Source organism: Pseudomonas sp. GV047 (assembly GCF_003058245.1).
Classification (GTDB): Bacteria; Pseudomonadota; Gammaproteobacteria; order Pseudomonadales; family Pseudomonadaceae; genus Aquipseudomonas; species Aquipseudomonas marginalis.
In genome coordinates, this window is sequence record NZ_QCWA01000007.1 from 33562 (window position 1) to 56472 (window position 22911).

The following is a 22911-nucleotide window of genomic DNA, read 5'->3' on the forward strand; positions in this document are numbered from 1 at the left end:
CAAGGAGTGTTTTATGCAACGTGGTCTGCCAACCCTGAAAAACCTGTTTCGGAGTGTCCTGCTTTTGTCCGCACTCACTGCTGCCAGCGCCCATGCGGCGGAAAAAATCGACTTGATCATCGACACCGACCCAGGTGCCGACGATGTGGTAGCCTTGCTCTTCGCCATGGCTTCCCCGGACGAATTGAACATTCGTGCGCTGACCACCGTCGCCGGCAACGTACGCCTGGACAAGACCTCGCGTAACGCGCGCCTGGCCCGCGAGTGGGCCGGGCGTGAAGAAATCCCGGTGTACGCCGGAGCACCCAAGCCGCTGTTGCGCACACCGATCTATGCCGAGAACATCCATGGCAAAGAAGGTATTTCCGGCGTCACCGTCCATGAGCCTAAAAAGGGCTTGGCTGAAGGCAACGCCGTTGATTACCTGATCAAGACCCTGCGTGCGGCCAAGCCTCACAGCATCACCATTGCCATGCTCGGTCCGCAGACCAACCTGGCGCTGGCCTTGACCCAGGACCCGGAAATCACCCAAGGCATCAAGGAAGTGGTGGTGATGGGTGGCGCGCACTTCAACGGCGGCAATATCACCCCGGTTGCCGAGTTCAACCTGTTCGCCGATCCGATTGCAGCCGAGATTGTGCTCAAGAGTGGCGTCAAGCTGACCTACCTGCCGCTGGACGTGACCCACAAGGTGCTGACCAGCGAGGCGCGCCTGAAGAAGATCGCCGACATCAATAACAACGCGAGCAAGGTCGTCGGCGATATTCTCAATGAATACGTCAAGGGCGATATGGAACACTACGGCATCCCGGGCGGCCCGGTACATGACGCCACTGTCATCGCCTACCTGCTCAAGCCGTCCTTGTTCACAGGGCGTCAGGCCAATATGGTGGTGGACAGCCGCGAAGGCCCGACCTTCGGCCAGACCATCGTTGATTGGTACGACGGCCTGAAGCAGACAAAAAATGTGTTCTGGGTTGAGAACGGCGACGCCCAGGGCTTCTTCGATCTGCTCACCGAGCGCCTGGCACGCCTGAAGTAACCCGGTCGACGTTCGCCAGCCGGTTCTTATTCACGCTCGGGGTCTGGTGCCCCCATGTGATCGGCCGGGTATTTTTCGAATACCTGGCCGATGAATGCCTGTGCCGCCTGGGTGCCGAGTTCCTTGACCAGCAGGTCGATACCGATGATTGCCAGTTCTTCCGGGCTTCCTGGGCTGTAGGAGCTTTGTCCTTGGGGCCATTTGGCTTTGATGTCGGCTTGGAGCGTTACGGTGGTCATGGAAGTCTCACGGGTTGAAATGCTGGGCAATGCGCTGGAACGCGGCTCTAACCGGCGCAGTTAATCATTTTGCGCGGCGCTTGGCACTGCTACTTAGGCATGAAGCAGGTGCTGTGCGACACTGTCTCCCTGTTTAATTGCCGGGGGACCCCGCGTGCAGATCGATTTGAATAACCCCGAGAACCTGACACTGGCCGCCGTGCGTCAACTGATCGCCAGTGCCAGTGATGACGAGCATACCCAGTTGCGTGTGACCAGGGCCGGAATTGCCTACATATCTTCTGGGGTGGTGGGAGGCACTGACATCGATGGCCTGCTGTTCCGCCTGGAGACCTGGGCCAAGGGTTCCGGTTACGTCGGCAACGTCGCGGCCAGCGACGAGGTCTGGGTTACACAGATTTTCAATGCGCTGAAGCAGAACTGGCCGAAGCCGCCGTTCGATTACATCGACATCTACTGATTACGCTCATATTTGGTCACGATTGATCGGGCGAATGCCTGCTGATAGTCGGGCAGACTTACCTATCGGCGGTTTACGTTTTGAAACCTATCAGCCAGACCGCTGTCGCACGATCTCTGTTCATTTTTCAATAGGAGGCTTCATGCCTTGGAAGCTCGCATCATTAGGTACTTTGTTGGCAGCACTCGCGTTGGCGGGTTGCAGCACCCCGGGTGCCTCTGAGCCAGCCAAAGACGCCGCCGTGACCGATGCCGGTCATAGCCGCTGTGAGTCGAAGGCCGCCGAATTCAGCATTGGCCAGAAAGCCTCGCCGCAGCTGCTGGAGCAGGCCCGTACCCGTGCTGGCGCACAGAACGCGCGGATCCTCAAGCCCAACGATATGATCACGCTGGAATACCGCTCCGACCGCCTGAACCTGAACACCGATGACAACCTGGTGATCACGCGCGTTAATTGCGGCTGATCGTTTCCAGGCTTTTGCAACGCCCATAAAAAACCCCGTCACATGGACGGGGTTTTTTTAGCTCAGCGGAGAATTACTCGCCGCGAACCTGTGCAGCTTGCATACCCTTTTGGCCTTTCTCAGCCACGAAGGAAACGGTTTGGCCTTCTTTCAGGCTTTTGAAACCGTCGCTTTCGATAGCTTTGAAGTGTACGAACAGGTCGTCACCGCCACCTTGAGGAGTGATGAAGCCGAAGCCTTTTTCATCGTTGAACCATTTAACGGTGCCGGTTTGGCGATTAGACATGGTGTATCTCCAAGAAACATATATTTTCAGTAGTGCTGTGCTGCTCAGGCCAACTGGGCACACCGGGCTATCATAGTCGAAATGTTCGGCTTGGGAGCCCCCCCAAGGCATTGTTTGCTAATCAATAGCGTTGCGTTTGCTACTTGTGTCGGCTGAAAGCCCCGATCTACGGGGCTTCGGCGTGAAATATCAGCTGGTAAAAAAAGCCGTAAAAGCTGCGTAATTTGTGCGAAATGGCAGTTTTCGGGCTGTTTTCCTGGCAAAACGGTCGTCTGATCCCAGGCCGGTCTTACTTTTTCTTCACGACTTTGCAGGACGAAATAGCCGCGACTGCTTTGTTTTTAAGCTCCGGGCTGGCGTTCTGGTTAGTCATGAGCTCCTTGATTTCCGCAGTGCTCAATTCGGCGTTGATCTTGTCGGCGCCACATTCGCAGTGGGCCTTGGCAGTCTTGACGTCTACGTTCTGGCTGGCGGCCGCGCTGCAGTCGCTGACGAAACTGTCACGGGCACCGGCTGGCCAATTGGATGGAGCGGCAGCCTGCGCGCCGAGGGAAAGGAGGCTCAGGGTAGCGGCGAAAGCGAGGGTCGAGGTAAAACGCATCATGGGATGCTCCTTTGATTCGAGGACGAACGGCGATTCTCAGTGGGTTTGAGGTGTGGCGTACAGCTCAAGTTCACTTTTGCAGCTATAAAGGCTGGAATTTGTCTTTGCAGCGGATACTGCCGGCGCGATGACCGTTCATCTGTGCTAGCATCTTCGGCCTGGCTAATTCCGGGCGCGCCATTTGCCGCCTTGCCATGTTTATTTTCAGCTCACTCCAGTCACTGTGGTTCGATTATCGGTTGGCCGAAAGGCTCCTGCCGCTGTAAGGCAGGCGTTCATCACTGAACGGCCTGGTGTTGGATCTTGTACTGGCTCATCCCAACCCACGTGACCTTTGGTAGGGGTCACCACTAGGAGAGGAGGCGCCATGCCAACTATTACTCTTCCCGACGGCAGTCAACGTTCATTCGATCATTCGGTTTCCGTAGCCGAGGTCGCCGCATCCATTGGTGCTGGCCTGGCCAAGGCCACCGTGGCCGGCAAGGTCGATGGCAAGCTGGTTGACGCCAGCGACCTGATCACCTCCGATGCCAGCCTGCAAATCATCACGCCCAAGGATCAAGAGGGGTTGGAGATCATTCGCCACTCCTGCGCGCACTTGATTGGCCATGCGGTCAAGCAGCTGTATCCGACTGCGAAGATGGTGATCGGCCCGGTCATCGACGAAGGCTTTTATTACGACATCGCCTACGAGCGTCCTTTCACCCCGGACGATCTGGCCGCTATCGAACAGCGCATGCACGCCCTGATCGAAAAAGATTACGACGTCATCAAGAAAGTCACCCCGCGCGCCGAAGTGATCGACGTGTTCACTGCGCGTGGCGAAGACTACAAGCTGCGCCTGGTGGAAGACATGCCGGGCGAGCAGGCCATGGGCCTGTACTACCACGAAGAATACGTCGACATGTGCCGTGGTCCCCACGTGCCGAACACGCGCTTCCTCAAGTCGTTCAAGCTGACCAAGCTGTCCGGTGCCTACTGGCGCGGCGACGCGAAGAACGAGCAACTGCAACGCATCTACGGCACTGCCTGGGCTGACAAGAAGCAGCTGGCCGCTTATATCCAGCGCATCGAGGAGGCCGAAAAACGCGACCACCGCAAGATCGGCAAGCGCCTGAACCTGTTCCACCTCCAGGAAGAAGCGCCGGGCATGGTGTTCTGGCACCCGAACGGCTGGACCCTGTACCAGGTGCTCGAGCAGTACATGCGCAAGGTTCAGCGCGACAACGGTTACCTGGAGATCAAGACCCCGCAGGTCGTTGATCGCAGCCTGTGGGAGAAATCCGGGCACTGGGCCAACTACGCCGACAATATGTTCACCACCCAGTCGGAAAACCGCGACTACGCCATCAAGCCGATGAACTGCCCATGCCACGTGCAGGTGTTCAATCAAGGCCTGAAGAGCTATCGCGAGTTGCCGATGCGCCTGGCCGAGTTCGGTGCCTGCCACCGTAACGAGCCATCGGGTGCGCTGCACGGCATCATGCGTGTGCGCGGCTTCACCCAGGACGACGCCCACATCTTCTGTACAGAAGAGCAGATGCAGGCCGAATCCGCCGCGTTCATCAAGCTGACCATGGACGTTTATCGTGATTTCGGCTTTACCGAAGTCGAGATGAAGCTGTCCACTCGTCCGGAAAAGCGCGTCGGTTCCGACGAGCTGTGGGATCGCGCCGAAGCGGCCCTGGCCGCAGCGCTAGACAGTGCGGGCCTTGCGTACGATCTGCAGCCGGGTGAGGGGGCCTTCTACGGGCCGAAGATCGAGTTCTCGTTGAAAGATTGCCTTGGCCGTGTCTGGCAATGTGGTACCTTGCAGCTCGATTTTAACCTGCCGATCCGTTTGGGAGCCGAATACGTCTCCGAAGATAACAGTCGTAAACACCCGGTTATGCTGCACCGGGCGATCCTCGGCTCGTTCGAACGGTTCGTCGGTATCCTGATCGAGCACTACGAGGGTGCGTTCCCTGCGTGGCTGGCTCCGACTCAGGCAGTGATCATGAATATCACTGATAAACAGGCGGATTTTGCTGCTGAAGTTGAAAAAACTCTCAACGAAAGCGGATTTCGTGCCAAGTCCGACTTGAGAAATGAAAAGATCGGCTTTAAAATCCGCGAGCATACTTTGCTCAAGGTTCCCTATCTTTTGGTTATCGGAGATCGGGAAGTCGAGATGCAGACTGTCGCTGTGCGTACTCGTGAAGGTGCTGACCTGGGCTCGATGCCCGTCGCCCAGTTCGCTGAGTTCCTCGCGCAAGCGGTTTCCCGGCGTGGTCGCCCAGATTCGGAGTAATTATTATTAAGCGTGAAATGAGACAAGATAAACGAGCTGCACCGAAAGCCCCGATCAACGAGAATATCTCGGCACGCGAGGTTCGGTTAATTGGCGCTGACGGCGAGCAGATTGGCATCGTCTCGATTGATGAAGCGCTTCGTATTGCAGAAGAGTCCAAGTTGGACCTGGTGGAAATCTCCGCCGATGCAATCCCACCCGTTTGCCGGGTGATGGACTACGGCAAGTCGATCTTCGAAAAGAAGAAGCAGGTTGCCGCGGCGAAGAAGAACCAGAAGCAGATTCAAGTAAAAGAAATCAAGTTTCGTCCAGGGACGGAGGAAGGGGATTACCAGGTAAAACTGCGCAACCTGGTACGTTTCCTGAGTGATGGGGACAGGGCCAAGGTATCCTTGCGATTCCGCGGCCGTGAGATGGCCCACCAGGAGCTGGGGATGGAACTCCTCAAGCGGGTTGAAGCTGACCTGCTCGAGTACGGTTCGGTCGAACAGCATCCTAAGATGGAAGGACGCCAGCTGATCATGGTCATCGCCCCGAAAAAGAAGAAGTAATCAACAGGGCACGGCAGGCCTTCTGATTATGTTTATCAACTGAATGCGGAGTATCCGAACATGCCAAAGATGAAGACTAAAAGTGGTGCTGCTAAGCGGTTTCTGAAAACTGCTAACGGTATCAAGCACAAGCACGCTTTCAAGAGCCACATCCTGACCAAAATGTCGACCAAGCGTAAGCGTCAACTGCGCGGTAGCAGCTTGCTGCATCCGTCTGACGTGGCAAAAGTCGAGCGCATGCTGCGCCTTCGTTAATTTTTGGATCAAGAATAGAGGAAGTAACTCATGGCTCGTGTAAAGCGTGGCGTCATTGCCCGTAAACGTCACAAAAAAATTCTGAAACTCGCTAAAGGCTACTACGGCGCACGCTCACGCGTATTCCGTGTTGCCAAGCAAGCGGTAATCAAGGCAGGCCAATACGCCTACCGCGACCGTCGTCAGAAAAAACGTCAGTTCCGCGCTCTGTGGATCGCTCGTATCAATGCTGGTGCACGTGTTAACGGTCTGTCCTACAGCCGTTTCATCGCTGGCCTGAAAAAAGCGTCCATCGAAATCGACCGTAAGGTTCTGGCTGAACTGGCCGTGAACGAAAAAGCGGTGTTTGCTGCGATTGTCGAGAAAGCTAAAGCCACCTTGGCTTAAGTACCCCCGACAGTCACCCTGGGCTGCGCCTGTAGCCCAAGGTGGTAAACGTCATAAATAGGGGAAGAGCCTTCAAGCTCTTCCCCTATTTTGTATCTGGAGTCTGTACATGGAAAACCTGGACGCGCTCGTCGCTCAAGCTCTTGAGGCTGTGCAAAGCGCTGAAGATATCAATGCCCTGGAGCAAATCCGGGTTCACTACCTTGGCAAAAAGGGTGAATTGACTCAGGTGATGAAGACCCTGGGAAATTTGCCGGCTGAAGAGCGCCCGCAAGTCGGCGCGCTGATCAACGTTGCCAAGGAGCGTGTCACAGAGGTGCTCAATGCGCGCAAGGCGACCATGGAGGAGGCCGATCTCGCGGCCAAACTCGCCGCCGAGTCCATTGATGTAACCCTGCCTGGTCGCGGCCAGGCCTCGGGCGGTCTGCATCCGATCACCCGGACTCTGGAACGCATCGAGCAGTTCTTCACCCACATCGGCTACGGCATTGCCGAAGGCCCTGAGGTCGAAGACGACTATCACAACTTCGAGGCGCTCAACATCCCAGGCCATCACCCGGCCCGGTCGATGCACGACACCTTCTATTTCAATGCAAACATGCTGTTGCGCACCCATACCTCGCCGGTACAGGTCCGCACCATGGAAGCGAACAAGCCGCCGATCCGCATTGTCTGCCCAGGCCGTGTGTACCGTAGCGACTCAGATATCACCCACTCGCCGATGTTCCACCAGGTCGAAGGCCTGCTGGTTGATCGCGACATCAACTTCGCCGACCTCAAGGGCACCATCGAAGAGTTCCTGCGAGTGTTCTTCGAGAAAGAGCTGGCGGTGCGTTTCCGTCCATCATTCTTCCCGTTCACCGAGCCATCCGCAGAAGTCGACATGGAATGCGTGATGTGCAGCGGTAAAGGCTGCCGCGTCTGCAAGCAGACTGGCTGGCTGGAAGTGATGGGCTGCGGCATGGTTCACCCCAACGTGCTGCGCATGTCCGGGATCGATCCGGAAGAGTTCTCGGGCTTTGCCTTCGGCATGGGCGTTGAGCGTCTGGCCATGCTGCGTTACGGCGTGAACGACTTGCGTCTGTTCTTCGACAACGACTTGCGGTTCCTCGCGCAATTTCGCTAGTCGTAACGAATCTTTAGGAGAGCAGGATGAAATTCAGTGAACAATGGCTGCGCGGCTGGGTAAGCCCGCAGGTAGATCGCGATGCGCTGGTTGCGCGTCTGTCGATGGCCGGTCTTGAGGTCGATAGCGTTACGCCGGCCGCCGGTGTTTTCAGTGGTGTGGTGGTGGGCGAGGTGCTGAGCACCGAGCAACACCCCGATGCTGACAAATTGCGTGTGTGCCAGGTCAGCAATGGCGCACAAACGTTCCAGGTCGTGTGCGGAGCGCCTAACGTGCGCCCGGGCCTGAAGATCCCGTTCGCCATGATCGGTGCCGAACTGCCGGGCGACTTCAAGATCAAGAAAGCCAAGCTGCGTGGCGTCGAGTCCAACGGCATGCTGTGCTCCCAGGCGGAGCTGCAAGTAGGCGAGGGCAACGACGGCCTGATGGAACTGCCGGGCGATGCGCCAGTGGGCCAGGACATTCGCGTCTACCTGGAGCTGGAAGACGCCAGCATCGAGGTCGACCTGACTCCGAACCGTGGCGACTGCCTGTCCCTGGCTGGCCTGGCACGTGAAGTGGGCGCGCTGTACAACGCGCCAGTCACTCGTCCAGTGGTGGCCGCAGTGGCTGCGGTGCACGATGAAGTGCGACCGATCGAAGTACTGGCACCAAACGCCTGCCCGCGTTACCTGGGGCGTGTGATCCGCAACGTCGACCTGTCCAGGCCAACCCCGCTGTGGATGGTTGAGCGCCTGCGTCGCGCCGACGTGCGCAGCATCGACGCGGCCGTCGATATCACCAACTACGTGATGCTTGAACTGGGCCAGCCGCTGCACGCTTTCGATCTCGCTGAAATCAATGGCGGCATTCGCGTGCGCATGGCCGAAGAAGGCGAGAAGCTGGTTCTGCTCGACGGCCAGGAAGTCAGCCTGCGCGCCGACACCCTGGTGATCGCTGACCATTCCCGCGCCCTGGCGATTGCCGGTGTGATGGGGGGCGAGCACAGCGGTGTGTCCGCGACCACGCGCGACGTATTCCTTGAAAGTGCGTTCTTCGACCAGATTGCTATCGCTGGCAAGGCCCGCTCCTACGGCCTGCACACCGATGCGTCACATCGCTATGAGCGCGGTGTGGACTGGAAGCTCGCCCGTGAAGCCATGGAGCGCGCCACTGGCCTGCTGCTGGAAATCACCGGTGGCGAAGCCGGCCCGATCACTGAGATTGTCAGCGAACAGCATCTGCCGTCCGTTGCGCCGATCACCCTGCGCGCCAAAAGCGTTGAGCAAATGCTTGGCCTGGTCATCGCCCCGGCTGAAATCGAACAACTGCTGTCGGCCCTCGGGTTGAACATTTCTGCGGGTGGGGAAGGGCAGTGGCATGTTGAAGTGCCAAGCCATCGCTTCGATATCAGCCTGGAAGTCGATCTGATCGAAGAGTTGGCTCGCCTGTACGGTTACAACCGCCTGCCGGTTCGTTACCCGCAAGCGCGCCTGGCGCCGCAACCCAAGGCAGAAGCGCGTGCGCACCTGCCTGAGCTGCGTCGTCTGCTGGTCGCCCGTGGCTATCAGGAAGCGGTGACCTACAGCTTCATCGATCCCAAGCAGTTCGAGCTGTTCAATCCGGGCGTCGAGCCGCTGCTGCTGGCCAACCCGATCTCCAACGACATGGCCGCCATGCGTTCATCCCTGTGGCCAGGCCTGGTGAAAGCCCTTTCCCATAACCTGAACCGTCAGCAAGACCGCGTGCGCATGTTCGAAAGCGGCCTGCGGTTTGTCGGTCAACTCGACGGCCTGAAGCAAGAGCCGATGCTGGCCGGTGTTGTTTGCGGCAGCCGCTTGCCGGAAGGCTGGGCGCAAGGCCGGGATGCCGTGGACTTCTTCGACGTTAAAGCGGACGTGGAAGCGGTACTGGGTTTTGCCGGTGCACTGGACGACTTCACATTTGTGCCAGGCAACCACCCGGCGCTGCACCCAGGTCAGACTGCGCGTATCGAACGCGAGGGTCGTCTGGTGGGCTTCGTCGGCGCCATCCACCCGGAACTGTCGAAAACCCTTGGTCTCGACCGCCCGGTCTTCGTCTTCGAACTGGTGCTGGCCGAGGTGGCCTCGGGCAAGATGCCTAAATTCAGCGAGTTGTCGCGCTTCCCTGAAGTGCGTCGTGACCTGGCCCTGATCGCCGATCGTGAAGTCGCCGCTACTGCTGTTCTGGATGTAATCCGTGAAAATGCAGGGGAATGGCTGACAGACCTCAGGCTATTTGACGTCTATCAGGGTAAAGGCATTGATCCGCATAGAAAAAGCCTTGCAGTTGGCTTGACCTGGCAGCATCCATCGCGCACTCTTAATGACGATGAGGTGAATGCCACGACACAAAATATCCTCACCTCGCTCGAACAAAGGTTGAACGCCACGTTAAGGAAGTGACGTATGGGGGCTTTGACGAAAGCTGAGATGGCGGAACGTCTGTACGAAGAGTTGGGTCTGAACAAGCGCGAGGCCAAGGAATTGGTCGAGCTGTTTTTTGAAGAGATTAGACACGCTCTGGAAGACAACGAACAGGTCAAATTGTCCGGTTTCGGCAATTTTGATCTGCGGGACAAACGCCAGCGGCCTGGCCGCAATCCAAAAACGGGAGAAGAAATCCCGATCACGGCTCGCCGTGTGGTCACCTTTCGTCCAGGGCAGAAGTTGAAGGCCCGAGTTGAGGCTTATGCTGGAACCAAGTCATAACGACGAGCTACCCGTCATCCCAGGCAAACGCTACTTCACCATTGGTGAAGTCAGCGAGCTTTGTGCGGTAAAACCGCACGTGCTGCGCTATTGGGAGCAGGAGTTTCCTCAACTCAACCCCGTCAAACGCACCGGGAACCGTCGGTATTATCAGCGCCAGGATGTGCTGATGATCCGACAGATCCGTGCGTTGCTTTACGATCAGGGGTTCACCATCAGCGGCGCGCGCCAGCGTATGTCCGGTGATGAAGCCAAAGACGACACCACCCAGTACAAGCAACTGATCCGCCAGATGATCTCCGAACTGGAAGATGTGCTGGTGGTTTTGAAGAAATGATTCAGGCTTTTAAAATACTTCCACATTTCAAAAGCTTGCGGTATATTCCTGATCGCTTCGTTGCGAAGCGAACCCAGTAACACGCCTAGTCGGGGCGTAGCGCAGTCCGGTAGCGCACTAGCATGGGGTGCTAGGGGTCGAGTGTTCGAATCACTCCGTCCCGACCATATTTTTCAGTGAGTTAGGCCAATGTTCACAGCATTGGCCTTTTTCATGTGCGTGACTTTTGCGTGACTTCTCTATTTTTCACGCCTGCTTCCTCTTCAAAATTGTCAGGACCGGTCCGCGAGAATCGGTTGCTGATACCATGTTCGCAGCTTCGATCAGATGCCCGAGTTCAGCGCCCGAGTAGTGACTGGTGATGCTGCCGTTCTTGTGCCCAAGCAGGGCCTTGCGGTCTTCCTCGGTTACGCCTGCTGCACGCAACCGGCGGCCAAACGTGTGCTTGAGGTCATGGATCCTGATGGATGCATAACCTGGGTGAGCGTGGCGAAGGTTTTCCTCCTGCCAGAGTTTCGCTGCTCTCACCCGCGCCTTCTTCCAGGCTGAGTCGTTCATGCGGTGCATCGCGGTGCCGTTGTAAGGGAAAACCCATTCCTTGCTGATGCCACGCTGCTTCTCGATGATCGACCTGGCCACGTTGTTCAGCACCACCAGCCGCTCGTCACCGTTCTTAACACCTGAGCGCTCATGCCGCCCTCCAAAGTCGGCCGGTATCAGAAATACGCTGGTGCCAAGTTCCGGTACCGTGATCTCCCAATCCCACCTCAGCTTGCAAACCTCCTGCTCACGTGTGCCGGTGTTCACCTTGAACAACGCCATCGTTTGCAGGTGGGCCGGCAACTCCCCGAAAAGAATCGACTGCTCCGGCCATGACATCGGGTACGGCTTGCGGCTCGACTTCTTCTCTTCCAGCTTCGTGAGCATCGGCACGCTATCCAGCCAAGGCCTGCGCTCATCGTCTCGCCATTTCCTGGCACACAACGATAAAACCCGAACCACGCGCTCTATCGAAATGTTCACCGTTCTGTTGCTGACGCCTTTCTTTACCTTCCCGCATTCCAGCTTCTTTGTCGCCAGCCTGTCTTTGATGAACGGCACCAGGGCCTGGTCATCGATGTGGGTCAGCGGCATGTCGCCAATGAATGGGTCGAGCTGCGAAAGGTGGTGCGCCGACAGCTTTATGGACGGCTGGTCTTTGAACTCCAGCAGGAAGCGAGTTGCCGCCTCCCGCCAGGTCCTGACCTTCTTCACTCCGTACACCTTCTGCTGCCGGATCTGCTCCAACCTGTAGATCAGGTAGCGCTCCGCTTCTTCCCGGTCACCAGTTCCAGTGCTTTCGTAAAGTCGTTCTCCGTTGATTTTCTTGTCGATATGCCAGATACCTTTCCTTTGGGAGAGGCCTGTGATCGATTTTCGCGCCATGATTTATCTCCTTTCTGGCGCTCGCTGCGGGGCGATTGTTGCTCCGTTGCGCCTTTTTTATCAATCGCCTTGGCCTCGACGTATGCCGTGGCCCAGTCGTCCAGTTCTTGCCGATCGAACCCGACGCCACGCCCGCCGATTGGGAACTCGCTGACGAAGGGTCTGACGGTCTCGTCGAAGATTGCCCGGCACATGCCCAGATAACCCGGAGCCTCTTTGGCTCGAATGAAGCGCGGGATCAGCTGTTGAGCGCCCATACCTTCCTCCTGCCGCCCATGCTGGGCAGCGTCTTAATGATGTTCATGGTGAAGATTTACTCTGCGTGCGGCGGCAGAATGTTCAGTGGATGGTCACGCTGTCGTGCCCTACGGCGATCTGGCGTGCCTGATGTTCTGTGCGGAAAGACATGTGCTGCTTGGTGCCGCTGCAGTCCGCGATAACCCACCAATAACCGCCAAAACGGTGTGGGCCTTTGATTATTTTGGTGATGGTCATGGGGTGTCCTTGCCGCGCTGGGCGGCAGAAGGTGGGTTATATGGAAAACTTGGCCAAGGCTTCGTCTGCTACCTTCATCGCGGCCTGGGCATCGTTCACATAGGCAGGGTCAAAACCGCCGCACAGATGGATGGTTGCCTGGCAGGCGCGCAGGTTCTCGCGGTTCAGCTTCAGCGCGGCTATCAACTCTTCCCGAGCCTCGGCTTCACCTCGGCCGATATCCCAGAAGCGCTGACCCCAATGACCAGCGGGTGGCTGATTGTTGCCCTGCGAACCGAAGGCCATGGCGCCGACCGCGCAATCGAGTAAATCGCGCTTGTAGGCGTTGTCGCCGTCGATGCTCAGGCCGTTACGGCGAAGCGCGTCGAGGGTGTTGTTCAAGTTCGACTCAGGCGAAGGCAGCACCAGGTCAAAGTCTTTCTCGCCTGGGCGGCAGGCCACCACCAGCAGTTCGCAGTCAAGCGGCAGGTGTTGCGCCATATCCGAGATCGCCTCGATAGCGGCTTCGCGGAACGCATTCTTTTCTTCGGACATAGGAATACCTCGCCCGCCGCTCACCGGCAGGCATGTAGGGGGATTGGGGTTAGGGGTTCTTGCGTTCTGGCGGGGAGGGCGGAAATCCAAAGTAGTGCCGGCGCTTTCCGGTGTAGCCGCATTCGCTGCAACCCGTGGACGGGCCACAGCTGCAACCGCCCTCGCAACCGCAGCTACACCCGGAGCAATCCAAAGTGCACCAGCTTTCCTGCTCTACCTCGCCTTCCTGGTTGATCGAGTAGTTGACGCGGCGGTCGAGGCGAAAGCCTGTGATCTTTTCTGCCTCCTCATAGGTCGCCGATACAGAACGGAACCCATACTGGGCGGCAGGATCCTCTACGAAACGGCGAACAACTCTCATGGCCTTGGCCCCTTGTAGATGAAGACGTAGGCGAACCAGAGGGTGGCGATCATGGCGTCACCTCGACCAGTTTCCATTTGGTGTTGTTCGTCTGGCTGTGATCCGACTCGACCAGGCCTTCGCGCTTCATCAGTTCCAACTCGCGGCGGATCTGTTTGGTGGTGAACGGCTCGATATGGAACCGGAACCACCAGGTGCAGAACCAGTTATCCCGGCTACCGTCCGGGCCACTCATGTAGATGATGATCCGCTGGCGGAGGGTCATGGCGTCACCTGCTTGCGGTACCCAGCGTCGATTGCCCGGAGGAAGTCGAGCCGGGCATTCTCATGGATACCTTCCCAAGGTAAGCAACGGAGCTCACTGGGGATCATGGTTTCGAACAGCTCGCGCGCCAGGTTCTGCCGCTGCTGCTCAGCAGTTGCGCCGTTCGGGCGGAACTCGCGCTCGCCAACATAGGCGCAGTGCTCGACGTCAGAGCCGAGGTGCTGCCAGACAATCACGTCGCTGGATGAGTAATGGACGGTGCACGTGGCGAATCCAGTTTCGCCGGCCGAACCATCGACCTCACAAACGGTTCCGGCCGGCGGCGGTCCTTCGCCAGACCAGGCCGCTACACTTTCTTCGGGCATGACTTCGTCCTTGCCGCTATAGCGGCTGACTTTGAAGGGGGAGGGGTTACAGAGGTTTCAGCAAATCAGTTGTGCCAGTGCCAGCAGGCACCAGCAGTAGGCGGGGAGTTGGGCTTTCATTGGTATGGCTCTCCGCATTCCGGGCACTCAAGAATGCTTGTGTAGCCGTGATGGCAATCCCCGGCGGTCGCCGGCTTGAGTGCGGCGCAGATGTCCGCCTCAAGGGACTCCAGGCTTTCGGGCGCGTCCTGCTCAAAACTCAGCACGGAAGACTCGACAACGCGCCGCAACAACCCCTCCAGCACATCCGCCCGCTCATCCGCTGCGGTCAGGCGCTGTTGCAGGGCATCTTCGCGGGCAAGGGAACAATCCAGGCATCCATCCCAATGGTTTCTCTTGTGAGTGGCGCAATGGCCGCCTTCTCTTCGAGTGCTCATAAAGCCTCCCTCGTTACCAGATCATGGGCATTCACAACCGTCATGCCGAGGCGTTCGGCGATCAGGACTTCCAGGCGGGCACCCTTTGAATGCTCCCAGCCGGGCAGGGTGGCCACGGTGTCGCATTCCATCAGGGCGACAATGTCGCGGCGCATGCAGTCGTTCCAGGAGCCGCCGTCCGGGTTGAGTTCGGCCGGGTTGGTGACGGTGTGGCCGCCGGCGCGGAGGTTATCGGTCATTGCGGCGAATGCCGGGAAGTTGAGGTCAGGCAGGCCGGTCATGGGGCCGCTCAGGTAGATGCGCTTCATGCTGCCTCCATCAATGCTTGAATGATGCGTTGGCCCGCCAGCGGCGGCACCGCGTTGCCAGTCATGTGCATGGTCAGTCGGTGGTTGTCCGGGCGCAGCGTGTCTTTCGGGAAGGACTGCGCGGCCATGGCCTCGTCGGCGGTGATCATGCGCATCCGTTCACCATCGACAACTGCCCATCGGTCCAGCGTGGTGATGGTGCCGATCGGGCGGTCCAGGCTGCGCCCGGTGAGCCCAGAACCAGAGCCGTAGTAGGGCATCACGAACCGTTCGCCGAACCGATCCCGACCATTCTTCACGCGAGCCAGCGTTGATTCGGCACGTCCGGGCTTCACGATCGGCGACCACTTGCCTGCATTGAAGTCGATAATCTCGCTGGCCGGTACATGCTGGTGTTGCTGGAGCTGTAGGTGAAGCGGAGCCTTGCTGCGGGAGCAGACCATGAACAGGCGAACCCTATGCTGAGGCACGCCGAGGTCGGCGCAGTCCACGATATGCGGGGCCAGCGAATAGCCAAGGCGCTGCATCGCATCTGCCCAAGCCGGGTACAAGATCCAGTCCATGAACTCCGGCACATTTTCGATGACGGCGAAGTCGGGGCGGTTGACCTCTGCGTTTGCCACCGGCGCCCAGGCAGTGGATCGTGAGTTGTCGTGCTGGGGATTACCGGCGGCTTTGCCGCGGGCTTTAGCGTGGCCCTGGCAGCAAGGGGAGGCCAGCATCACGTCGTGCTTTGGCACCTGTGACCAGTCAGCCTGATGCAGGTCCTGGCAGACGTGGTGCGTGTCCGGGTTGTTCCTGGTGTGCCACTCCACGGCGGCTGGCCAGTGGTTGGCAGCCCATAGGACGTTGAGCCCTGCTTCTTTCCCGCCGCGCGTCCATCCGCCGAATCCTGAAAATAAGTCGATTGCTGTTTGCATGCGGGATCCTCGCCAGTGGCGTGAGTTGGTAAAAAGAGGTGAGTTATTTCTTCTGAAAGGTCTTGGTCAGCGCCGCATTGACGCTGTTGCCGCGCTTCAACACGACGCGAGCCAGGGCGGCTCGGTCTTTCTCGCTGTGGCTGGCCTGGCTGAGCAGGCCGAAATAGCTGTTGGCGGTCTCGCGCAGATCCTCGGCCGGCGCCGCGGCGGTTCGCTTCAGCGCCTGGGCCAGGGATCGCTTGCGAGTGGTTCGCCGCCAGGGCTTGATGACGTGGCCAACGAAGTCGACGCCGCGATCCACCGGCTGCAGGATCGTCTTTGTGGGGTTCAGCTTCGCGCCCAGCCGGGGAAGGAACGCTTCGACCTGGGCCAGCCACTCGTTGAGCTGCTGCGGCGACTCATGCAGGAACACGAAGTCATCTACGTACCGGATGTAGTGCTTGGCGCGCAGCGTGTGCTTTGCGAACTGGTCCAGGGCGTCGAGGTAGATGTTGGCGAAGAACTGAGACGACAGGTTGCCGATCGGTAGGCCGAGGCGCGCGGGCTGAGCCACCAGGCGCTTATGCTGCGGCACCCGGTTGAAAAGGTGCGCCGGGCTGCGGGTCTCGTAATCCTCGCGCGGGTCGTGCATGAGGATCTGCGTGGCCAGGGCCAACCACCAAGGTTCGGTTATCCTGGCTTCCAGCTGCTTGCGCAGCACAGCCTTATCGATGGCGACGAAGAAGTTGGCTAGGTCGCACTTCAGGTAGAAAAGTGGCTTCGACCAATTCTCGCTGGCGCTCCGTATCTTCGACTCAAGCCGGGTAGCGGCGTAAAGCGTGCCGCGCCCCGGAATGCATGCGCAACTGTCCGCTATGAAGCTGGCGTAGAAGCGCGGTGCCACATGGTTGTAAATGAGGTGGTGGACGACGCGGTCCCGAAAGGCTGCTGCCCACACCTCGCGGGCTTTCGGCCGGGTGACCACGAAGCATATAGATCGGCCTGGCCGGTAGGTGCCGGCAACCAGGTCGTCGTGTAGCTGGATCAGGTTCCGCTCCAGGTCGATTTCGAAAGCCAGCGCGCTGTCGCTGTTGCGCTTGGTGCGCCGGCAGTCGTAATAGGCCTGGACCAGATCCTGAAACGGGTACGGACCCAAAGTCGAATCTGCGGACGGGGCGGACACGGAGCTCGTTGTTCTTGTCGTTGTTGTTCTGATTGCCATCATCGAAGTTCATGTTGAATGCGTTGTTGGCTGAGCGCTGCGACCTATCGTGCTATCTACGTCGCCGAGCCGAAGGCATAGCCGATCAGCAAGGAAACTGCGCGAGACCTGCCCGGACGCTTTAGACCGGCGGTATCTCTGATGCGCATGGCGGTGACCTATCAGGTCAGCGGCACGACCAGATTCAATTCGCACAGACCAGAAAGCCGTAACCTTCAGGTGGCGGGCGCGGTTGGGGTTGAGCGTTTCCAGGCGTTTGCTTGCTTGCCGATTGAAGCCGTTACCTCAATTGCCTGGGCGTGTTGCGGGATGCTGATAAAGCGGTTGTCTTTGAAGAGCCGCATCAGGAACTCGACGACCTGCACCTTCTCGACCAGCAGGGTCAGGTGTGGCCGTTTATCCTGGGTTGCGTTAGCACGTGCAATCAGCATCAGCACTTCGATGCATTCGTCGATCATTCGCTTGCCGAGTGACTGTTTGAGGTCGCGGGGGATGTTCCGGGTCATCGTTGTAGCCATATGCAGCAGCCCCATCGAAGCCTTGTAGATCGCAAGTTCCGTATGCATTGCCATGTGGCTCGCTCTCCAAGAGCAACCGGCCGCAAGCGGCCGGATTAAATAAGCGAATTAATCAATAAGTTCGCTGCGGACGGGGCGGACACGGAGCTCGTAGCTCTTGCCGTAGCTGAGCTGACCGCCATCATCGAAGCCCATGATGAATGCGCTGTCGGCTGAGCGCTGCGAACTCGACCAGTACCATGTGTCGCGAAACTCTTCGGCGCCGCCTTCTTGGAAGGCTTCGTGCACGGTTTGCAGTGGGTCTTCCTCGCTGTACAGCTGGCCTACAGGTTCACTGTGCGGGTTGTCACCGTTGCGTGAGTTCGCCCAGTTCTCTTCGGTGGTCGGCTTGAAGTGTCGATATTGCAGCTCTTGCACGTCGCGCGCCGGGATCGCCCAATCAGTGAAACCCCCGATGTCCAGGGCCAGTACTTTGGCTGCCAGCTCGCTGCCTGCCGCCGCCATAGCCTGGGTGTTCGCCAGGCTATCGGTGAAGCTGTCAGCACCTTCGATCTTCTCGCCATACTTACCCCATTCACCGACCAGCTCGTGCTCAGCACCGGCAGTGATATGCAGGGAGCGCTTGCCGGTGGCCGGGTCGCGGGTAATGCCGGTGACGAAACCGCCGCCGTAAGCCTGGCCGATAGCCGGGGTGGTTACTGCTAGTGCTGATTTCTCAACTGCGGACATGATGATTCCTCTTTTCTAAGGCAACAAAAAAGGCGCTGTGCGCCCTGGTGTGCCGGATCAAGAACGAATGAATGAAGGATTAAATAAAGAATCTGCGGACGGGGCGGACACGGAGCTCGTAGTCCTTGCCGAGGTCGTTCTGATAGCCATCATCGAAGCCCATGCTGAATGCGTAGTAGGCTGAGCGCTGCGAAGATGACCAGTAATAGCAGTCCTTGGCGAACACCTCGGGGCAGTTCACCCAGCTGTGGTACAGCTCTGCAGCGGCCGGCAGATAGAAGTCATGGTGACCATCGGCCTGATACTCAGCGCAGGCGTTGGCTGCTGGATACTCGCGCTCGTCATCGTTACCGATCAGCACCTGGGTGTTGGTGTAGCCGTCGGTCTTGCTGAGGCCCTTCACTTCGACTCCGCGGCCGCCCCACTCAAGACTACCAACGTCCGTTGCAGCGATGATCAGGTAGTGCGCTGGCACGTCACCGCGAGCGTGAACCAAACCGCCATTGAGCCCACCCTGGCCCGGCCACGGTTGGCCGATCTCCGGGATAGTGGAAGGCGCTACTGGCTGCACATTCGCCGCCGGAGGAAGCACCTGGGCGAACACGCTGGCGATCGCCAGTTTTGCCAGAGCACTGGATGGCATCTTGATAGACACGTCGCCGTGCTTCAGGGTGATCATTTCGGTTTTCATGCGGTTACCTCAGATAGGCGCCGCCCTCCGGTTAACGGATGCAGCGAGTAGGGTTGGTTATTCGTCGTGGCAGATGCGAAGGGATTCGCGGTTGTAGGCGAGTTGCAGTTTTGCCGACACGTTTTCGGGTATTTCATAACTGTGTCGCGGCGGCGCGAGGAACTGGGCCGATCCTGCTGGGCCCAGGCCGTGCAGGTGGTGAATCATCAAGGTCATAGCCTCGCCCTGTTCCTCGATGCCATTCCAGGCCATCAGGTCAGCCAAGGCCTGGCGAGTGCCGGCCATGGTGTGGAGTCGCAACTCTTCCTCGCCGCGAGTCTTTCGCCTCGCCGCAGTCTTTGCTGATCGTTCTTTCTGCGCGGCAGCCATGGCCTACCTCTTCTATTCCGCTGGCCGGCAGTGCGAGCCAGGTTTGACGTTTGCGTTGCTGGATGCGGGCTATGCGGCGCATGAGGTGCTGCCACGCCGCGCTTTGGGATAGGCGATGCCGTGGGCGGCGATGATGCGCTCGAAGGCCTTGTTGCCGATTGCCAGCTTCCCGCAGCACTGGCGACGAGTGATGCCCAACTCCATGAATGCCCTGATGCGTTCAGCGAACTGCGCATCTCGCTCTTCCATCTGCTTTTGACGCTCAGTGTCCTGATTGCCACCGCGTACCGCTTTTTTGAACTTGATGCCGAACTCTTGAGTAATTCCGCAGAGGGTTCGGCGGCTAACCTTGAGAATTTCGGAGACCTGTTTCTGGGTATGGTTGGCTGCCAGCTCGGCCACTTTCTCAATCATCTTTGTGCGCTTGTCGGCGCGTGCGTTGATCGGGGCGTAGGGTAGGGGAGCTGCCTCAACCCGGCGCCGTACAAACGGCTTGGGCGCCGGCGGCATCTGGGTGCTGTAGGTGATCGGCTTGGGCTTGTAGTTGTACGGCGCGGCTTCTTCAATCTCGCCACCGGCCGCCACAAACTCAGCGACCTGGGCGGCTAGTTCGTCGGATGCTGGACGAAGGCGCTCTACTTCGTTCTGTAGGATGCTGATCATGCTGCGATCCCCAGTACTTGGTTCATGCGATCTTCAAGGATTTCGTAGAAGGTCTTAACCCGTTCGGTGATCTTGCGGATCATTGCTTCATCCCGGTAGGCGCGCTTGACGAACATCGGCATACCTGGCCAGTAGCAAACGAAGTCGATCCACTCGCGTTCCGATACCCATAGTCCGCCCTGGCACTGGGCGACGTGTTCTTTGGGGATCTCGCCCGACAGGATCACTTCGACCTGGAATTTCGGAAGTTTGGTTTTGATTTCCGTCAGGCCCGCAGGACCGACGAGCGAGTCAGGCGAATAGCCGGCGCCGTGGTTGAGGATGATCGCCACTTGTTTGGTTTCGACTTCCTCACGCTGCTCGTATAGCTTGCGGGCGACACCTTCCAGTTCGTGGCCGCGCTCGGTGTGCCGGTTTCCCATGAATGGGTCAGCAGCCTCGCCGGTGATGCGCTCGCCGATCAGCGTGTTCATGTAGCTGAATGCGCCGACACCGAAGCCAGCCTCCCCCTTGCCATTTGTAAGCAAGCACTCCAGCTCAGAGCAAGTGACGATACCCAGGCGCAGAGCCAGCCACTCAGGCGAGCTTTGCTCAACTTCTGTGATGATCTGCATGGTCAATTACCCCGCTTGCTGCGCGGCCTTGGCCGCTTTCGAGATTGAGTTGTTTAGCCCTGCCACCACGCCGTCAAACGCTGACTTTGCAATCTGGCCTGGGTCGCCGTACATCTTTTCAAAGTTGGCGTGAACAGCCTCGCTGCATTTATCCAGAAGAGCCTGAACCTGCCTTGCTTGGGCGGGGGTTACGAGCTGATCAGACGGCTCTACATAGCCATCATTGTCGTTGTCGTCGCCGCTGGTGATGTTGAGTAGGGCGCACATGACATAGCGCTTGCCGTAGGTGGTGGTCGATCCCACCGACTGCACAGCGCTTCGCCCGGCGCCAATATCAAGCGGCAGGACCATGGTTGTTTCTTCGCGGTGCCCGGCCTTGTGCATCAGAATGCCGGTGATGCTCACGCCAGCGGCTTGGTTGACGATCTTGAACGACACGCCAAAGCCAAACTTGGCCATGACTTGGCGCACCGCGTAGTTGATGTCGTCGAGGTCGGCGTACATCTTCTTGGTGTGCGTGTTCTCGGTGCGCTTTTCCACAGAAGGCATTTCGCACTGCATTTCAGCGAACGCAGCGTTGAATGCCTCCAGCGCGCTCTTCGCCTCCATTCGATCCTGAAGCTTGATCAGGCGCTCCAGCTTGTCCATGTCGCAGCGAGGATCAAGGGCAAGCCGGCTGATGGTCGACAACATGCTGATTTCCTGCGCTGGCTGGGCGGCCATTTGGCGATCCCGTTCAAGCGGCATGATGATTTCTTGCGACATGGCTATAGCCTCAAAATTGGATAGTGATGTGGGGAACTTCGCCACGTGCGATCTTCAGGACGATGGCCTTTGCCAGCTCTTCGCTGATGTTCATTCCGATTAAAGCCTGCTTGGCTTCGCCCAGGATTTTCGACTTGTGCGCTACGTCAGCCTGGCGTGCCTGCTGCTGACGCAGGATCTCGTCTGCTGCCGCGTTGGCGCGGGCGATCTCGTCTTGGCGGGCCTGCTCAACTGCTGCCGCTTGGCGTTCGACGGCGGCAGCTTGCTCGCGCTCGGCACGCTGCTCAGCCTCGATCTGCTCACGCTTTGCCTGCTCGGCGCGGCGATCAGACTCGGCTGCCTGCAATTTCAGGTCGTTCTCCCGCTTTTCGGCGGCCGCCTGTTCATCACGGACGCGCTGTGCTTCGGCTTCGCGGTCCTGCTGGGCCTTTGCCTCGGCCTTGCGTGTTGCTTCCTCGGCTGCTTCGCGGGCGATGCGATCCTCGTTGTCCTTCTTGTCGCGGGCTTCCTTCTCCAGGCGCAGGCGAGTCAGTTCGGCTTGTTCGGCCTCGTACTGGGTGCGCTCGGCGTGCAGGGCGTGCAACTTCGCCAGGGTCTGGTCCTTCGCCTGGGCGGCTTCAGCCACGAACTCCTCCCAGGCATCGTTGATTTCGACAGCTTCGAGGTCGTCGATCACAAGGGCAACTACGGACGCCGGAGGTGTTTCCCCGAACAGAGCCATGTCCTTGATCTGCTGGATTCCTTCCTCGTGCTTGGCAACGCGAGCATCTTCGGCCGCCTGCCAATCATCCAGCGGCTGCCGGACTTCCTTCTGCCATGACTCCAGGGTGTCCCATACGCGCTTACGTTCGGCGTCGATCAGCTTCGGGATCTCCTTTTGTTTTGCTGAGATTTCCTTGCCTACCGCTTCGAGTGCCGTTTTCGATTTGGCGATCTGGTGCGCCATCGAGGCATAAGCCTCCCGGCCTTTGCGGGTCTTGAGATCAGGAAGCACTTTTTTGAATTCGTCGACCTTGGCACGCACCTGTTCAAGCCAAGGATCCAGGCCTTTAACGGTGCTGAACACGGCCAGAGCGGTTTCTTTCGGCGGCACGACGGCCAGTTGAGTTTCTGCGGACACGGTGACTCCCTGCCGCGATGCTCGCAGCGATTGAAGGTGTTGGTTATTGGGTGATCAGGCCACCGATGGCGGGGCCCAGGAATACGATGGTGAGGAAGGTCAGACCAACGATGGCCGACAGAGCGCGGATGGCGCGGCGCCGGTGCCGCTGGCGGGTGGTCATGACTGGTGCGGCCTGCAGCTTACGATGCACATGAAATCCTCTTCATCGGGCGCCCCCCACTTATCGTAAAAGGCGAGCACATCCGCTTCAAACAGTCGCCGTCGCTCAATCGATGCCTGCTCTTCCTGATCGAGCGCTAACCACTTCGGATCTTCAGGGCAGCAGGATCGGTGACACGAAACGTAGGCATCTGTCGTTTCGTGATAACGGTAAGGGC

Annotated in this window: 33 protein-coding genes and 1 tRNA gene; 12 read left to right on the top strand and 22 right to left on the bottom strand. The window is 58.6% G+C overall.

The genetic code is table 11. The annotated features are described in order from the left end of the window. Positions 1–13 precede the first annotated feature (13 nt). Entirely contained in the window at positions 14–1042 is a 1029-nt protein-coding gene (locus C8K58_RS18935) for a nucleoside hydrolase (RefSeq protein WP_098479035.1), read from the top strand. A gap of 26 nt (positions 1043–1068) precedes the next feature. On the opposite strand, the gene C8K58_RS18940 is transcribed toward C8K58_RS18935, so the two are convergent. Further along, on the bottom strand, positions 1069–1281 hold the full coding sequence (locus C8K58_RS18940) for a hypothetical protein (RefSeq protein ID WP_027604106.1): 213 nt from the start codon (positions 1279–1281) through the stop codon (positions 1069–1071). Positions 1282–1435: 154 nt separating this feature from the next. Between C8K58_RS18940 and C8K58_RS18945 the strand changes: the two genes are divergently transcribed. Further along, entirely contained in the window at positions 1436–1741 is a 306-nt protein-coding gene (locus C8K58_RS18945) for a hypothetical protein (RefSeq protein ID WP_027604107.1), read from the top strand. 142 nt (positions 1742–1883) lie between these two features. Further along, positions 1884–2204 (top strand): I78 family peptidase inhibitor, encoded by a 321-nt coding sequence (locus C8K58_RS18950; RefSeq protein WP_108574065.1) that lies wholly within the window; start codon positions 1884–1886, stop codon positions 2202–2204. Positions 2205–2277: 73 nt separating this feature from the next. Here the strand turns inward: C8K58_RS18950 and C8K58_RS18955 are convergent, their stop codons facing one another. Together C8K58_RS18955 and C8K58_RS18960 are read right to left on the bottom strand one after the other, a co-directional pair. Next, the gene (locus C8K58_RS18955; protein WP_003234260.1) at positions 2278–2490 is read right to left on the bottom strand and encodes a cold-shock protein; all 213 of its coding nucleotides are present in this window, start codon (positions 2488–2490) and stop codon (positions 2278–2280) included. A 289-nt stretch (positions 2491–2779) separates the two neighbouring features. Next, positions 2780–3094, bottom strand: coding sequence for a hypothetical protein (locus C8K58_RS18960; protein WP_027604109.1), 315 nt, complete (start codon positions 3092–3094; stop codon positions 2780–2782). Between the two features lie 367 nt (positions 3095–3461). Between C8K58_RS18960 and thrS the strand changes: the two genes are divergently transcribed. The 9 genes from thrS (at position 3462) to C8K58_RS19005 (ending at position 10918) form a co-directional block, all read left to right on the top strand. After that, positions 3462–5384 (top strand): threonine--tRNA ligase, encoded by a 1923-nt coding sequence (gene thrS / locus C8K58_RS18965; RefSeq protein WP_108574066.1) that lies wholly within the window; start codon positions 3462–3464, stop codon positions 5382–5384. Further along, on the top strand, positions 5384–5935 hold the full coding sequence (infC, locus tag C8K58_RS18970; protein ID WP_015884933.1) for a translation initiation factor IF-3: 552 nt from the start codon (positions 5384–5386) through the stop codon (positions 5933–5935). Before thrS ends, infC begins: the two co-directional genes overlap by 1 nt. A 60-nt stretch (positions 5936–5995) precedes the next feature. Continuing rightward, positions 5996–6190 carry a 50S ribosomal protein L35 gene (gene rpmI / locus C8K58_RS18975; RefSeq protein WP_002553160.1) on the top strand — a complete coding sequence of 65 codons (195 nt, stop codon included), beginning with the start codon at positions 5996–5998 and terminating at the stop codon, positions 6188–6190. A gap of 30 nt (positions 6191–6220) precedes the next feature. After that, on the top strand, positions 6221–6577 hold the full coding sequence (rplT, locus tag C8K58_RS18980) for a 50S ribosomal protein L20 (RefSeq protein WP_003174975.1): 357 nt from the start codon (positions 6221–6223) through the stop codon (positions 6575–6577). 109 nt (positions 6578–6686) lie between these two features. Then, on the top strand, positions 6687–7703 hold the full coding sequence (pheS, locus tag C8K58_RS18985; protein ID WP_017737822.1) for a phenylalanine--tRNA ligase subunit alpha: 1017 nt from the start codon (positions 6687–6689) through the stop codon (positions 7701–7703). Positions 7704–7729: 26 nt separating this feature from the next. Next, positions 7730–10108 carry a phenylalanine--tRNA ligase subunit beta gene (gene pheT / locus C8K58_RS18990; protein WP_108574067.1) on the top strand — a complete coding sequence of 793 codons (2379 nt, stop codon included), beginning with the start codon at positions 7730–7732 and terminating at the stop codon, positions 10106–10108. A 3-nt stretch (positions 10109–10111) separates the two neighbouring features. Then, the gene (gene ihfA, locus C8K58_RS18995; RefSeq protein WP_002553164.1) at positions 10112–10414 is read left to right on the top strand and encodes an integration host factor subunit alpha; all 303 of its coding nucleotides are present in this window, start codon (positions 10112–10114) and stop codon (positions 10412–10414) included. After that, positions 10395–10751, top strand: a complete 357-nt coding sequence (locus C8K58_RS19000; RefSeq protein ID WP_003174972.1) for a MerR family transcriptional regulator — start codon at positions 10395–10397, stop codon at positions 10749–10751. The genes ihfA and C8K58_RS19000 overlap by 20 nt, the downstream gene beginning before the upstream one ends. A gap of 90 nt (positions 10752–10841) precedes the next feature. Beyond that, positions 10842–10918, top strand: a tRNA-Pro gene (locus C8K58_RS19005). Between the two features lie 79 nt (positions 10919–10997). Here the strand turns inward: C8K58_RS19005 and C8K58_RS19010 are convergent. The 19 genes from C8K58_RS19010 to C8K58_RS32425 form a co-directional block, all read right to left on the bottom strand. Continuing rightward, complete coding sequence (locus C8K58_RS19010; RefSeq protein WP_256592537.1) at positions 10998–12161, bottom strand: tyrosine-type recombinase/integrase; 1164 nt, start codon at positions 12159–12161, stop codon at positions 10998–11000. Further along, positions 12047–12433: a hypothetical protein gene (locus C8K58_RS32740; protein ID WP_223817938.1), complete on the bottom strand. Its 387-nt coding sequence runs from the start codon at positions 12431–12433 to the stop codon at positions 12047–12049. Before C8K58_RS32740 ends, C8K58_RS19010 begins: the two co-directional genes overlap by 115 nt. A gap of 82 nt (positions 12434–12515) precedes the next feature. Next, positions 12516–12671, bottom strand: coding sequence for a hypothetical protein (locus C8K58_RS32420; RefSeq protein ID WP_158277079.1), 156 nt, complete (start codon positions 12669–12671; stop codon positions 12516–12518). 36 nt (positions 12672–12707) lie between these two features. After that, the gene (locus C8K58_RS19015; RefSeq protein ID WP_108574069.1) at positions 12708–13205 is read right to left on the bottom strand and encodes a hypothetical protein; all 498 of its coding nucleotides are present in this window, start codon (positions 13203–13205) and stop codon (positions 12708–12710) included. Positions 13206–13615: 410 nt separating this feature from the next. Further along, positions 13616–13831: a hypothetical protein gene (locus tag C8K58_RS19020; RefSeq protein WP_108574070.1), complete on the bottom strand. Its 216-nt coding sequence runs from the start codon at positions 13829–13831 to the stop codon at positions 13616–13618. Then, positions 13828–14196: a hypothetical protein gene (locus C8K58_RS19025; RefSeq protein WP_108574071.1), complete on the bottom strand. Its 369-nt coding sequence runs from the start codon at positions 14194–14196 to the stop codon at positions 13828–13830. Before C8K58_RS19025 ends, C8K58_RS19020 begins: the two co-directional genes overlap by 4 nt. A gap of 116 nt (positions 14197–14312) precedes the next feature. Beyond that, positions 14313–14633, bottom strand: coding sequence for a hypothetical protein (locus C8K58_RS19030; RefSeq protein WP_108574072.1), 321 nt, complete (start codon positions 14631–14633; stop codon positions 14313–14315). Continuing rightward, positions 14630–14941 carry a DUF4406 domain-containing protein gene (locus C8K58_RS19035; RefSeq protein WP_108574073.1) on the bottom strand — a complete coding sequence of 104 codons (312 nt, stop codon included), beginning with the start codon at positions 14939–14941 and terminating at the stop codon, positions 14630–14632. The genes C8K58_RS19030 and C8K58_RS19035 overlap by 4 nt, the downstream gene beginning before the upstream one ends. Beyond that, entirely contained in the window at positions 14938–15861 is a 924-nt protein-coding gene (locus C8K58_RS19040; protein ID WP_108574074.1) for a DNA cytosine methyltransferase, read from the bottom strand. Before C8K58_RS19040 ends, C8K58_RS19035 begins: the two co-directional genes overlap by 4 nt. 43 nt (positions 15862–15904) lie before the next feature. After that, complete coding sequence (locus C8K58_RS19045) at positions 15905–17065, bottom strand: RNA-directed DNA polymerase (protein WP_256592530.1); 1161 nt, start codon at positions 17063–17065, stop codon at positions 15905–15907. Positions 17066–17277: 212 nt separating this feature from the next. Continuing rightward, entirely contained in the window at positions 17278–17634 is a 357-nt protein-coding gene (locus tag C8K58_RS19055) for a four helix bundle protein (protein ID WP_108574076.1), read from the bottom strand. 54 nt (positions 17635–17688) lie between these two features. Continuing rightward, the gene (locus C8K58_RS19060) at positions 17689–18309 is read right to left on the bottom strand and encodes a DUF1566 domain-containing protein (protein ID WP_108574077.1); all 621 of its coding nucleotides are present in this window, start codon (positions 18307–18309) and stop codon (positions 17689–17691) included. Between the two features lie 79 nt (positions 18310–18388). Beyond that, positions 18389–19000, bottom strand: a complete 612-nt coding sequence (locus C8K58_RS19065; RefSeq protein ID WP_108574078.1) for a DUF1566 domain-containing protein — start codon at positions 18998–19000, stop codon at positions 18389–18391. Positions 19001–19057: 57 nt separating this feature from the next. Continuing rightward, the gene (locus C8K58_RS19070) at positions 19058–19369 is read right to left on the bottom strand and encodes a hypothetical protein (protein ID WP_108574079.1); all 312 of its coding nucleotides are present in this window, start codon (positions 19367–19369) and stop codon (positions 19058–19060) included. A 69-nt stretch (positions 19370–19438) separates the two neighbouring features. Continuing rightward, positions 19439–20032: a hypothetical protein gene (locus C8K58_RS19075; RefSeq protein ID WP_108574080.1), complete on the bottom strand. Its 594-nt coding sequence runs from the start codon at positions 20030–20032 to the stop codon at positions 19439–19441. Then, positions 20029–20646 (bottom strand): lambda exonuclease family protein, encoded by a 618-nt coding sequence (locus C8K58_RS19080; RefSeq protein WP_108574218.1) that lies wholly within the window; start codon positions 20644–20646, stop codon positions 20029–20031. The genes C8K58_RS19075 and C8K58_RS19080 overlap by 4 nt, the downstream gene beginning before the upstream one ends. A gap of 6 nt (positions 20647–20652) precedes the next feature. Further along, positions 20653–21411 carry an ERF family protein gene (locus C8K58_RS19085; protein ID WP_218279007.1) on the bottom strand — a complete coding sequence of 253 codons (759 nt, stop codon included), beginning with the start codon at positions 21409–21411 and terminating at the stop codon, positions 20653–20655. A 10-nt stretch (positions 21412–21421) separates the two neighbouring features. Further along, entirely contained in the window at positions 21422–22531 is a 1110-nt protein-coding gene (locus C8K58_RS19090) for a hypothetical protein (RefSeq protein WP_108574081.1), read from the bottom strand. Between the two features lie 43 nt (positions 22532–22574). After that, on the bottom strand, positions 22575–22724 hold the full coding sequence (locus tag C8K58_RS32425; protein WP_158277080.1) for a hypothetical protein: 150 nt from the start codon (positions 22722–22724) through the stop codon (positions 22575–22577). Positions 22725–22911: the final 187 nt, after the last annotated feature.